General features: G+C 67.5%; 11 protein-coding genes. 8 read left to right on the top strand and 3 right to left on the bottom strand.

The features are described from left to right. Positions 1–50 precede the first annotated feature (50 nt). The 5 genes from FJV46_RS04070 to FJV46_RS04055 are packed head-to-tail and all read left to right on the top strand — an operon-like array spanning position 51 to position 5,569. Positions 51–1,109 carry an ABC transporter substrate-binding protein gene (locus FJV46_RS04070; protein WP_087029677.1) on the top strand — a complete coding sequence of 353 codons (1,059 nt, stop codon included), beginning with the start codon at positions 51–53 and terminating at the stop codon, positions 1,107–1,109. A gap of 49 nt (positions 1,110–1,158) precedes the next feature. Continuing rightward, a complete protein-coding gene (locus FJV46_RS15510) occupies positions 1,159–1,866 on the top strand; it encodes an ABC transporter permease (RefSeq protein ID WP_232008424.1) in 708 nt (235 codons plus the stop codon). Then, a complete protein-coding gene (locus FJV46_RS15505) occupies positions 1,863–2,897 on the top strand; it encodes an ABC transporter permease (RefSeq protein WP_232008425.1) in 1,035 nt (344 codons plus the stop codon). Before FJV46_RS15510 ends, FJV46_RS15505 begins: the two co-directional genes overlap by 4 nt. 35 nt (positions 2,898–2,932) lie before the next feature. Continuing rightward, entirely contained in the window at positions 2,933–4,096 is a 1,164-nt protein-coding gene (locus FJV46_RS04060) for an ABC transporter ATP-binding protein (RefSeq protein WP_087029680.1), read from the top strand. A 60-nt stretch (positions 4,097–4,156) separates the two neighbouring features. Further along, positions 4,157–5,569, top strand: coding sequence for an MFS transporter (locus FJV46_RS04055; protein WP_087029683.1), 1,413 nt, complete (start codon positions 4,157–4,159; stop codon positions 5,567–5,569). A gap of 655 nt (positions 5,570–6,224) precedes the next feature. Here the strand turns inward: FJV46_RS04055 and ychF are convergent. Beyond that, the gene (ychF, locus tag FJV46_RS04050; protein WP_087029686.1) at positions 6,225–7,310 is read right to left on the bottom strand and encodes a redox-regulated ATPase YchF; all 1,086 of its coding nucleotides are present in this window, start codon (positions 7,308–7,310) and stop codon (positions 6,225–6,227) included. Between the two features lie 84 nt (positions 7,311–7,394). Between ychF and FJV46_RS04045 the strand changes: the two genes are divergently transcribed. Then, the gene (locus tag FJV46_RS04045) at positions 7,395–8,735 is read left to right on the top strand and encodes a DNA recombination protein RmuC (protein WP_087030336.1); all 1,341 of its coding nucleotides are present in this window, start codon (positions 7,395–7,397) and stop codon (positions 8,733–8,735) included. A gap of 91 nt (positions 8,736–8,826) precedes the next feature. Here the strand turns inward: FJV46_RS04045 and FJV46_RS04040 are convergent, their stop codons facing one another. Further along, positions 8,827–9,924: a 4-hydroxy-3-methylbut-2-enyl diphosphate reductase gene (locus FJV46_RS04040; RefSeq protein WP_087029689.1), complete on the bottom strand. Its 1,098-nt coding sequence runs from the start codon at positions 9,922–9,924 to the stop codon at positions 8,827–8,829. Positions 9,925–9,986: 62 nt separating this feature from the next. Next, a complete protein-coding gene (locus FJV46_RS15350) occupies positions 9,987–10,829 on the bottom strand; it encodes a hypothetical protein (protein WP_087029691.1) in 843 nt (280 codons plus the stop codon). Positions 10,830–11,017: 188 nt separating this feature from the next. Between FJV46_RS15350 and xseA the strand changes: the two genes are divergently transcribed. Together xseA and FJV46_RS04025 are read left to right on the top strand one after the other, a co-directional pair. Then, positions 11,018–12,352, top strand: a complete 1,335-nt coding sequence (xseA, locus tag FJV46_RS04030; RefSeq protein WP_087029693.1) for an exodeoxyribonuclease VII large subunit — start codon at positions 11,018–11,020, stop codon at positions 12,350–12,352. Between the two features lie 115 nt (positions 12,353–12,467). Next, positions 12,468–12,704 carry an exodeoxyribonuclease VII small subunit gene (locus tag FJV46_RS04025; RefSeq protein ID WP_087029696.1) on the top strand — a complete coding sequence of 79 codons (237 nt, stop codon included), beginning with the start codon at positions 12,468–12,470 and terminating at the stop codon, positions 12,702–12,704. Positions 12,705–12,845: the final 141 nt, after the last annotated feature.

Below are 12,845 nucleotides of genomic sequence, written 5' to 3'. Positions count from 1 at the left end.
CGGGTGGCCGACGGGCAGCGACGACGCTTCCCCCCACGAAAGGCAAGCCCATGAAGCGCACCGCAGCGCTCACCGCGGCCCTCCTCGGCTCCGCCACCCTCGGACTCTCCGGCTGCGTGGTCGACGACACCCAGCAGGCATCGGCGGACGGCGAACTCGGCGGCACGCTCACCGTGGCCTGTGGGGCCATGGAGGACTGGTGCCAGGCCATGACCACCGCATTCACCGAGAAGACGGGTGTCCAGACGGACTTCGTCCGGCTCTCCTCCGGCGAGACGGTGGCCCGCCTCGAGGCGGCCAAGGACTCACCCGAGTTCGACGTGTGGCACGGCGGTCCCGCCGACGGCTACGGCACGGCTGCCGCCGCCGGGCTGCTGGAGCAGTACGAGTCCCCGAACGCGGCCCAGATCCCCGAGAAGTACCGGGACGAGGACGACTACTGGACAGGCGTCTATGTCGGAGCCCTCGGCTTCTGCTCCAATGCGGCGAAGCTCGACGCCCTTGGCGTCGACGTGCCGACGGCGTGGTCGGACCTGCTGGTCCCCGAGCTCAAGGGCCAGGTGTCGACGGCACACCCCTCGACCTCGGGCACCGCGTTCACCACCCTGTGGACGCAGGTCACCCTGGCCGGGGGCGACGAGGACGCCGCGTTCGACTACATGCGCGGACTCCACAACAACGTCCTGCAGTACTCCAAGAGCGGCACCGCGCCGGGCCAGGCGGCGGGACGCGGCGAGGTGGCGGTGGGCCTGGTGTTCACCCACGACTGCGTCAAGTACAAGGAGGCGGGCATGAACGACCTCGAGGTCTCCCTGCCCGAGGAGGGCACCGGCTACGAGGTGGGCGGCGTGGGGATCGTGAAGGGCACCGACAACCTCGCGGCGGCGGAGGCCTACATCGACTGGTCGCTCACCCCCGAGGCGCAGGACATCGGCCCCACGGTGGGCTCCTACCAGGTGCTCACCAATCCCGAGTCGGTGCAGGACGACCGCATGATCGACCTCGAGACCACCAACCTCGTGGACTACGACTTCGAGGCTGCAGCTGCGGCCAAGAAGGAGCTCACCACGCGCTTCGACGAGGAGATCGCGGCTCAGCCGCGCGAATAGCCGGCACCCTCTCGCCGACCGCAACCCTCCCCCGCCGAAGGAGTTCCCCGTGAGCCTCGACACGCTCCCCGCCGCCGCCCTGCCGGCCGCCCCGCCACCCCGCAGAGGGTCCCGCCAGGGCGGGGCGAGGATGGACACCGTCACCAAGCTGGTGATCACCGCCGTCGTCCTCATCCTCGCGATCCTCATCGGCTATCCGCTGGTGCGGATCCTGACCCAGGCCTTCGGCGCGGAGGGCCTCGAGACGCTGCGGAACATCGCGACTTCACCGGCCAACCGGGCGGTGCTGCTGAACACCGTGGTGCTGGGCGTGCTCGTGGGCGCGGTCGGCACGGCGATCGGCTTCGCCTTCGCCTACGCGCAGGCCAGGCTCGACTTTCGGGGCAAGAAGCTGCTCCACCTGATAGCGCTCCTGCCCATCGTCTCGCCGCCTTTCGCGGTCGCCACCGCCGTCATCACCCTCTTCGGGCGGAGCGGGCTCGTCACTAACAAGATGCTGGGCCTGGACTACAACATCTACGGGCTCACCGGCCTGACCCTGGTGCTGTCCCTGTCCTTCTTCCCCGTGGCATACATGAACCTCCTCGGCATGCTGCGCAGCCTGGACCCCGCCACGGACGAGGCCGCGTCCAGCCTCGGCGCCAACCGCTGGAAGATCTTCCGCAGCGTCACCATCCCCATGCTCATCCCGGGATTCGCGAGCTGCTTCCTGCTGCTCTTCGTCGAGGCGATCGCGGACCTGGCGAACCCCCCGTGATCGGCGGCGACTTCACGGTCTTGTCCTCCCGCGCCTACATCGCCATCACGGGCGAGTACGACGTCGCGAGCGGCGCGGCGTACTCCCTGGTCCTCCTGCTGCCGGGACTCCTCGTCTTCCTCGTGCAGCGCTACTGGGCCGAGCGGCGCAGCGTGGTGTCGGTGACCGGCAAGCCGTCCGGCAACATCACCCTGCTGCGCTCGCCCCTGGCCCGGATCCCGCTGCTCACGGTGGTCCTCGCGATCACGGCCCTGATCGTGGCCATCTACGTCACCGTCTTCGTAGGTGCCTTCACCGCGATCCTCGGGGTCAACAACACGTTCACGCTCGCGAACTACCGATACGTGCTCTCGGGCATCGGGTCGGACGCCATGTTCACCACCACCATCCTCGCGCTGATCGCCACCCCGGTGGCCGGTGTCCTCGGGATGATCCTGGCCTGGCTCGTGGTCCGGAAGGTCCGGCGGGGCCGCGGCGCCCTGGACTTCCTGGGGATGCTGGGCCTGGCCGTGCCGGGCACCGTGCTCGGCATCGGGTACGCCCTGGCCTTCAACAAGCCCTTCATCATCGGCAACATCCAGCTTCTGCCGGCACTGGCCGGGGGCGGTGCCATCTTCGGCGGCGCCTTGGCGATCGTCATGGTCTACGTCATCCGGTCCATGCCGTCCGGGCAGCGCTCCGGGATCGCCGCGCTGCAGCAGATCGATCCCGCGATCGACGAGGCGTCCACCTCCCTGGGGGCATCAGGGCTGCGGACCTTCCGCAGCATCACTCTCCCCCTGATCCGGCCCGCGCTGCTCTCCGGGCTGACCTACGCGTTCGCCCGGGCCATGACCACCCTCTCCCCGATCATCTTCATCACCACGCCGCAGACGAAGATCATGACCTCGCAGATCCTGTCCGAGGTCGATTCCGGCCGATTCGGCAACGCCTTCGCCTACTGCACGATCCTCATCGCGATCGTGCTCGGGGTGATCGGACTGATGAACCTCCTGATCCGGGACCGCCGCACTCCTGCGCGCGTCAACTGACTCCCTCCACCTGCCGTAGAACACGGAGTACACCCATGGCAACCACCACCAGCACCAGTACCAGTACCAGCAGCGGCACCACCGCACAGGCGGGTCCCTCGGGCAGCCTGCACCTCGACAACCTCGTCAAGCAGTACCCCGGCGGCGCCAGCACCGAGCCCGCGGTCGCCGGCATCGACCTCGACATCCGGCCCGGCGAATTCCTCACCCTGCTCGGCCCGTCCGGGTGCGGCAAGACCACCACCCTGCGCATGATCGCGGGCTTCGAGACGCCCTCCCACGGATCGCTGACCCTCGATGGCGAGGACATGGTGGCTCTCACCCCGGACAAGCGGCCCATGGCAATGGTGTTCCAGTCCTATGCCCTCTTCCCGCACATGAGCGTGTTCGACAACGTGGCCTACGGTCTGCGGCTCCAGAAGCTGCCGAAGAAGCGAGTCCAGGAAGAGGTCGACTTCGCGCTGGCCTCCATGAGCCTGACGAAACTCGCCGACCGCGCCCCAAACCAGCTCTCCGGCGGCCAGCAGCAGCGGGTCGCGCTTGCCCGCGCCATGGTCATGAAGCCCAAGGTCCTGCTCTTCGACGAGCCGCTTTCCAACCTCGATGCCAAGCTCCGCGTCCAGATGCGCACCGAGATCCGCGCGCTCCAGCACAAGCTCGGGATCACCAGCGTCTACGTCACCCACGACCAGGACGAGGCGATGAGCCTCTCGGACCGGATCGTCGTAATGCGCCAGGGCCGGATCGAACAAGTGGCCACGCCGGAGATCGTCTACCGGAAACCGGCGTCGGTGTTCGTCGCCGACTTCATCGGCCGCGCAAATTTCCTAGACACGTCGATCGGGCACCTGACCCTTCACGCCGACGGCGCCCGCGCCACCGTCCGGGCCCTCGGCACCAACTACACGGTCCCCGCCCATGACGGAATCGACGCCAGCAGCCAGGTCTGCTTGATGGTCCGGCCCGAGTCCGTCGTCCTGGCGCCGGCACCGGACGCACGCGAGGTGTCCGGCGACGAAGGACGCGTCCTCAAGTCCGTCTTCTACGGGGCTTGGGTCGAGTACGAGATCGAGACCGTGGACGGCAATGTCACGGCCGTCATCTACGATCCAGCGCCGGGAGACATCCTGGACCATGGCACCTTCGTCCGGGTCTCCTTCGAACAGGACCGAGCCTGGCTGCTTCCCGCCGAGGACTGACCTACCTGCACCACCCCACACCTGCACCACCCCACGCAGCATCATCGAAAGACAGTGATCATGACTCAATCCACGACAAATGGCACCGGGGCTGACAAGGGACCCATGATGTTCCTCGCCGCGCCCCCACCCACCGAACGTCTCGACGACACGACCGTGGCGAAGCGCTACCCCAAGCTGCGACTCCAGGTGTTCATGGGCATCTTCATCGGGTATGCCGGCTTCTACCTGATCCGCAACAACATCCCGCTCGTCGGGTCATTGCTCATCGACGAAGGCCGGCTCGACGAACTGGGCATCGGCATCATCGCCAACGCCGCACTGATCGCCTACGGGTTCTCCAAGTTCCTCTCGGGAACCGTGTCCGATCGATCCAATGCACGATACTTCCTGCCGATCGGGCTTCTCCTCTCGGCCGTGGCCAACCTCGTCGTCGCCTTCGTCCCCGCGGTCTCGGCATCACTGGCACTCTTCGCTGTCGTCATGTTCATCAACGGCTGGTTCCAGGGAATGGGATGGCCCCCCTGTGGCCGGGTCCTCGTCCACTGGTTCTCGACCAACGAGCGCGGTATCAAGACCTCGATCTGGAATGTCGCGCACAACGTCGGCGGGTTCGCCGTCGGAGTACTCGCGGCCCTCGGCCTCTCGCTCACGGACAACGACTGGACGGCGGTCTTCTGGCTGCCCGCACTCGTGGCGATCGTCGTGGCCGTCATCGCCTTCTTCCTCATCCGCGACACACCCGAATCCCAGGGGCTGCCGACGATCGAGGAGTACCGCGACGATCCCGCCAAGGTCGAGGACGACGCCGCCGACGCGGAGCTGAGCATGTGGGCCGTGGTCCGGAAGCACGTGCTCCGCAATCGGACGATGGTCCTTCTCGCGCTCGCCAATGTCTTCGTCTACGCGCTGCGGTACGGCGTCCTGACGTGGACGCCGATCTACCTCTCCCAGGTGCGCGGAGCGTCACTGGCTGGCGGCATCGCAGGCTTCTCACTGTTCGAACTCGCAGGAATCGTCGGAACGCTCCTGTGCGGATGGGCGTCGGACAGGATATTCCGGGGGAACCGCTCGATCACGGGTATCGCCTTCATGGTGGCCGTCGGTCTCGCCGTGGCCGTCTACTGGCTCACGCCTGAGTCATCACCCCTGTGGGTCTCGCTTGTCGCAGTGACCTTCATCGGTGGGTTGATCTACGGGCCCGTCATGCTCATCGGGCTTCAGGCACTGGACCTCTCGCCGCGTCGCGTCGCCGGTACCGCGGCCGGGTTCACCGGATTGTTCGGCTACGTCATCGGGGCAACGCTCGCCTCGTCGGGGATCGGCCTGGTGGTGCAGAACTTCGGCTGGGACGTCACCTTCATCATGTTGCTCGTCTTCGTCGTGATCACGGTTGTGTTCTTCGCGATCATCAACAAGGACGAGAAAGTCGCGATCGAAGCGCACCGCCGCCGCACGGACACCCTCGCGTGATGCTCGTTCCCTTCCGCGGTACGCCGAACTGACAACGACAGGTTAGGGCGGCCCCGCCCTAACCTGTCGTTGTCGACCTCCAATGTCCCGGACGTCCCGGACGTCGGAGTAAACTGCCCAGAGTTCGTTGGAGACGACATGCCCCGAGTTCCGTGGAGTCGGTGGTGTATCCCAGCTTTCGCATAGTCCGAATTACTCGGATTCTCATGCCACGGTGATGGCGCGATTGCGCTGAAACCGTATAGGGCTGAGCCTACCCAGCTTGCTATGACGACGCTTACTACTGCGCCAGATCTCTAGGTTGTCGAACATCACATTCGCCCGTTCGAGCCGGGTGTTCAGCGTCTACCGGTTCAGGAGCTCGGCCTGCATCCATGACCAGAACGACTCGATCTTTGGGTTGTCGCGACAATCACCGATGCGACCCGTCGAGGCCAGCAAGCCAGAATCACGCGCCCCCGCTGTGAAGGCCCAAGAATCGACCCATGAGAGTCCCCTTCGCCAACAGAAGAAGTTCCCCCCCAGGACGATTCACCCAGGTGGATCAGGTCGAGTATGTCGTTGGTGCCTTATCAGGCCGGCTACCCAGTAATCCTCAGAGCCGGGGTTTTACTTATGTTCCGCTTATTCGGACAACGCACGTACGTATGTCGAACTAAACATTGAATCTGAATTCCACCACGTCGCCGTCGGACATGACGTATTCCTTGCCCTCGATGCGGACCTTGCCGCGGGACTTCGCCTCGCTCATGGAACCGGCGTCGACGAGGTCGTCGAAGGAGACCACCTCGGCCTTGATAAACCCTCGCTGGAAATCGGAGTGGATGACCCCCGCGGCCTCGGGCGCCGTCGCACCCTTCTTGATGGTCCAGGCACGGCTCTCCTTCGGACCCGCCGTGAGGTAGGTCTGCAGTCCGAGGGTGTGGAACCCGACGCGCGCTAGCTGGTCGAGGCCGGACTCCTCCTGGCCGTTCATCTCGAGCATCTCGCGGGCCTCGGCCTCGTCGAGCTCCACGAGGTCGGCTTCGAGCTTGGCGTCGAGGAAGATCGAGTCCGCCGGCGCCACGAGGTCGCGGAGCTCCTGCTGGCGGTCCGGGCTGCCGAGCACGGCGTCGTCGACGTTGAACACGTAGATGAAGGGCTTGGCGGTGAGCAGGCTCAGTTCCCGCAGGTGCTCCATCTCCAGCTTGTCCTTCGCGACGGACGAGAAGATGGTGTCGCCGCGCTCGAGGACCGCCTGCGCGGCCTGCATCGCGGTCAGCTGCGCGGCCTCGCGCTTCTTGATCTTCACTTCCTTCTCGACGCGCGGAATGGCCTTCTCGAGCGTCTGCAGGTCGGCGAGGATCAGCTCGGTGTTGATGGTCTCCATGTCGGAGCGCGGGTCCACCTTGCCGTCCACGTGAATGACGTCGGGATCGTCGAACACGCGGATGACCTGGGCGATCGCCTCGGCCTCGCGGATGTTGGCGAGGAACTGGTTGCCGAGGCCCTCGCCCTCGGACGCGCCCTTCACGATCCCCGCGATGTCGACGAAGGACACGGTGGCGGGAAGGAGTTGCTTCGAGCTGAAGACCTCGGCGAGCTTCGCCAGGCGCGGATCGGGCAGGCTGACCACCCCGACATTCGGCTCGATCGTTGCGAACGGATAGTTCGCCGCGAGGACGTTGTTCCGCGTCAGTGCGTTGAAAAGTGTTGATTTGCCGACGTTGGGCAGTCCGACGATGCCGATAGTAAGAGCCACGGGAGACAAGTCTACCGGCCGTGGGCAGGCCGCCCTGCGGTGCGTCCCCGCCTGAATGTCGGAGGTTCCTGCGACAGTATGGCCATGAGCACCACAGCCGTCCTCCTGGTCATCCTCGCTTTCGTCATGGGCTGCGTCCTCGGTGCCTTCCTCGTGGCTCGCACCCTGCGATCGCGGGCCGAGACACTGCAGACCGAGCTCGACGACGCCACGGCGCGGCTGGGCAGGACGACGACGGAACTCGCGGCCGCGGCCGCGCAGCGCGACCTCCTGCAGCAGCACAACAGGGAGCTCTCGGGCAAGACGTCGACGGACCAGGAGGTGCTGCGCGCACTCGCGCCGGTCGCGGAGAAGCTGTCGCAGGTGCAGCGCCAGGTCGGCCTGCTCGAACGCGACCGGGTGGAGCAGTACGGGCAGCTCGCCCGGCAACTCGAGGAGGCCCGCGAGGTGGACGCCCGCCTGCTCTCCACCACACACACTCTGGCCGGAGCACTGCGCAGTACCAGCGCCCGCGGGCAGTGGGGCGAAGTGCAGCTCAGGCGCGTCGTCGAGGCCGCGGGAATGCTCTCCCGGGTGGACTTCCTGGAGCAGGTCTCCTATGCGGCGGCCGACGGCGGTGAACGGTCACGGCCCGACATGGTGGTGCAGCTGCCCGGGGACAAGCAGCTCGTGATCGACGCGAAGGTGCCGCTGAGCGCCTTCCTGGCCGCTCAGGAGCTGGACGGGTCAGCGGTCGGCCGAACGGACGCCGACGCCTCGGCCACGGAGGCCCGCCGTGTGGAGCTGCTCCGCCAGCACGGGAAGGCACTGCGTGCCCACGTCGACGCGCTGGCGAAGAAGAAGTACTGGGAGGGCGCCGCCAACTCTCCGGAACTGGTCATCTGCTTCATTCCCGTCGAATCGGTCCTCTCCGAGGCGCTCCGCGCCGACCCCGAACTGCTGGACTACGCCTTCTCGCGCAATGTCGCGCTCGCCTCTCCTGTCTCACTCCTCGGCATCCTGAAGGGTGCTGCGTTCAGCTGGCGCCAGGCCGTCCTCACGGACAATGCCCGTGAACTGTTCGACCTCTCCAAGCAGCTCTACGAGCGCCTGGGCACCATGGGTGGCCATGTGACGAGACTCGGCGCCTCGCTCAAGACGTCGGTGGAGCGCTACAACTCCTTTGTCGGAGCCCTCGAGACGAGGGTGCTGCCCACGGCGCGACGCATCGGCGCCTTCGACTCGGCCTCGCTCGACGTCGTCGATGCAGCCGTGGACGGGAACGCACCGACGGCCGGCCAGGCGGCCGCCGAGGTGAGCAGCCTGGGGACGGCCCGGGCACACCGGGCCGGTACGTCTCCTGCTCCGGGTCCGGTGGCTGCCACGGTCGATGCCACCCCGAGGTCCCTGACCGCCCACGAACTGCTGGACGGCACCGCCGGGTGAGCCGGGGCCCCGCGGCATCTGAGACGAACCGGCGGTCGGAGCATCCGCCCGACGCAAGGCGCGGGTGGTCAGCGCCGCCGGCGTCGGGACGTCAGTTGAGCGAGGAGCGGTCCGGACGCGGTCCGCGCCCGCCACGGCCCTGGGAGGAATCGCCCATCGCCTTCAACGCCGAGCGGATCTCCTTCGGCAGCGAGAAGATGATGTCCTCCTCGGCCGTCACCACTTCCTCGACCTCGCCGTACCCGTACTCGGCCAGCAGTCGCAGCACGTCCTGGACCAGGTTCTCCGGAACGGAAGCACCGCTCGAGATCCCGACCGTGCGGACCCCCTCGAACCAGGACTCGTCGACCTCGTTGGCGAAGTCCACACGGTAGGACGCCTTGGCTCCGTACTCCAGGGCCACCTCCACCAGGCGGACCGAATTCGACGAGTTCGCCGAACCCACCACGATCACGACATCCGTCTGCGGCGCGATCTTCTTGATGGCTGCCTGCCGATTGGACGTGGCATAGCAGATGTCGTCGCTCGGAGGGTCCTGCAGGGTGGGGAACCGTTCCTTGAGGAGGTTCACCGTCAGCATGGTCTCGTCCACGCTGAGCGTGGTCTGCGAGAGCCAGATCAGCCGTTCCGGATCGCGGACCTGGACCTTGTCCACGTCCTCGGGACCGTTCACGATCTGGATGTGCTCCGGAGCCTCGCCTGCGGTCCCTTCCACTTCCTCATGCCCTTCGTGGCCGATCAGGAGGATGTCGAAGTCGTCGCGCGCGAATCGCTGCGCTTCCTTGTGGACCTTGGTGACGAGAGGGCACGTGGCGTCGATCGTGCGGAGTCCGCGATCCTCGGCGGACTGCACGACGGCCGGGGAGACGCCGTGGGCGGAGAAGACGACCAGCGCCCCCTCGGGCACCTCGTCCGTCTCGTCGACGAAGATGGCGCCCTTCGCTTCGAGCGTCGACACAACATGCAGGTTGTGGACGATCTGCTTGCGCACGTAGACCGGGGGCCCGTAATGCTCGAGAGCCTTCTCGACGGCGATCACCGCGCGGTCCACACCCGCGCAATACCCTCGGGGCGCCGCCAGCAGCACCCTCTTCTCCCCCACCACGGGAGCAGCCGCGAGGACGTCCTCCGGTGATCGGCGCCTGCGGGGGATGGTGGGCATGGGGACCTGAACGGTGGTACTGGTCATGCCGCGATTCTACCGGGTCGACGTCCGACCACCGGCTGATACGCCACCTGCTCCGCTGTGAGCTAAGCCCTACGGCGGCGTCCGAAAGCCACCTGGAGCACTAGCCCGAGGACGAGCGCGACGAGTCCTCCGACGATCACCGGGAGGCTCGCGGAGGCGATGTCCGCTCCGGCACGCGTCGCCAGTCCCGTGAGGAAGACGTCCGCGATGGCGTTGGTTCCGGGCGTCTGCCCGGCCAGCGAAGGAACCCAGTGCCGCGCGAGCAGCCCGAGAAGGCCGATGCCCGCCACCCCGAGCCCGAGCAGCGCGAGGGTGGTACCTCGGCGTCGCGCAATCACGACCGCCAGGAGGGCGAGAACCGCGGCGGCTACGAGGTACAGCCGCCAGGGCTGGACGACGTCGGCGATTCCGCTCAGCAGACCGCCGCGCTCGATCGACCCGATGCCCACGGTGGTGTCCGACGGGGCAGGGATCTCCAGGCCGAGACCTCCGCCGACGCTGTCCGTCACGAGGTGCACGACGGGCCCGAGGTCGAGCACGAGGATCGCTGGAGCAGGCTCCGAGGGATCGGGGGCCCGCGCGAAGGTCAGCGCGTGGGAGAGCTCCAGCGTCTCCGTCCAGGTGGCGGGGTAGGCGGCGGACCGCGTGACGGCTCCTGCGGCGTTGCGGATGAGCGGCTCCACGACGCCGTCGAGCTGTTCGGGAAGCCCCACCGACCCGGTCACCTCTTCCACCAGCGCGTCCGACAGTTCCGCCTGGAAACCGGCGTCGTCCGCCAGGGGGGCCGCGAGGGCGACGAAACCGGACTCCTGCACGAAGTTCTCGTCGACCCACGCCGAGGCGAGACCCGCGGCTGTCATGGCGAGCGCGAGCAGAGCGAGCAGGGCAGAGATGATGGTCCGCATGTATTCCTTGGACGGGGGCTGGAAGTCACGATTATGCCGGGTCGGCCTGGTGGCGGCGCTCGCCTCCGCCGACCGCGTGGCGTGGAGGAGGCGAGGAGCAGAACCCACATACCTGTGGTGGAGCCCTGTTCAGGGGGTCGGGAATGGTAGAGATGAAGGGTGAATGCCAGCCAGGGAAGAGGATCGCCATGACGAGCGACGGACCGACGGCGCCTGCCCCGTCCGCCTCTCGGGGCACGCCGGTACCTGCCGGAGCAGGTCGGACGACAGCTGACTCCCCCTCGACCCTCCCGGCGACGGCCGGCGAGACATCACCCGACTCGCCCTGGCCGCTGCACCTGCTGTCCGAGAAACTCAAGGCGCATATCGAGCGGGCGCCCGCGGCGTGGGTCGAGGGCCAGGTGATCGAGCTGAATCGCCGCGCCAGCATGTGCTACATCACGCTGCGGGACGTCGATTCCGAGGTCTCGCTCTCGCTGTCCGTCTACGGCACCGTGATGGACAGGACCTCCTCGCCGCTCGAGCGCGGCTCCCGTGTGGTCGCCCGCCTGAAACCCGACTTCTGGCTGAAGACCGGGCGCCTGTCGATGCAGACGATCGACATCCGCCCGGTCGGGATCGGCGATCTCCTGGCCCGCATCGAACGGCTGCGGCAGGCTCTGGCGGGCGAGGGTCTCTTCTCGGACGCGCGCAAGAAGCCCCTGCCCCTGCTCCCCCACCGCATCGGGCTGATCACCGGTCGCGATTCCGACGCCATGAAGGACGTGATGCGTAACGCCGCCCTGCGATGGCCGGCCGTCGAGTTCGAGGTGCGCGAGGTGGCGGTGCAGGGTGTCAGCAGCGTCGCGCAGGTGACGGCGGCCCTGGCCGAACTCGACGCGCACGAGCAGGTCGACGTGATCATCATCGCCCGCGGAGGTGGTGCGCTCGAGGACCTTCTTCCCTTCAGCGACGAGTCCCTGGTGCGTGCGGTCGCGGGCACCGCCACGCCCGTGGTCAGCGCCATCGGCCACGAGGCCGATCGCCCGCTGCTCGACGACGTCGCCGACCTGCGTGCCTCCACACCGACGGATGCGGCCAAGCGCGTGGTCCCCGACGTGGGTGAGGAGCTGGCGCGGATCCGGCAGGCGCGCGCGGCGCTCGAGCGGTCGATCCGGGTGCTCGTGCACCGCGAGAGCGACAGCCTCGCCAACCTGCGCTCGCGTCCCTCCCTCTCGAAGCCCGAGGGCATGATCGACGTGCGGGAGGCGGACATCGAGCGCCTCCGATCGCGGGCCCTGCGATGCGTGACGGCGGCCGTGGACAGGGAGGCGGACGCCGTCCTCCATCTTCGACAAAGGGTACGGTCCCTCTCTCCGCAGAAGACCCTCGACCGCGGCTACGCCGTCGTACAGACCATCGGCGGACAGGTGATCCGGGACCCGGCCGACGTCGGATCGCACGAACCCCTGCACGTGCGGGTCGCGGGCGGCCAGTTCGCCGTCCGCGCCGAGGAAACCCTCGCCGTCCCGGAGCGCGAGTGAGACCCGCCGTGGCGGGAATCCACCGTTCCCATGGAACCGCGTACCGAGCCCGTGCCCTCCGCACGAAGACCTATCCCGCCCGGAATCGGTCGGACCACCAGATGAGGGAGACCCCATGACCGAGAACACGCACAGCGCAGCCAAGCCTGCCGATATCGATTCGCTCTCCTACGAGCAGGCCCGCGAGGAGTTGGTCGCCGTGGTGTCCCGCCTGGAAGCGGGTGGCGTGAGCCTGGAGGAGTCGCTCGCGCTGTGGGAGCGTGGCGAGGCCCTGGCCGATCGCTGCGAGGGCTGGCTGGAGGGCGCGAAGGCCCGGTTGGCCGCCGCACGCACCAGGGCCGAGGGGCAGTAGAACGCAGCTTCCGGGGCCGGACCTGCCGCACAGGACGCCGCGGCCGTCGGCGTCACAGAAAGGACCGCCGCGTGCGTTGCGTGCGCTGGTGCGTCACGTCACCCACATCAGGTCCCGGCAGGTCCAGACAAGTCCGGGCTG

This window comes from Arthrobacter agilis (genome assembly GCF_006494655.1).
Lineage (GTDB): Bacteria > Actinomycetota > Actinomycetes > Actinomycetales > Micrococcaceae > Arthrobacter_D > Arthrobacter_D agilis.
This window is presented reverse-complemented; position numbering and strand designations above follow the sequence as displayed.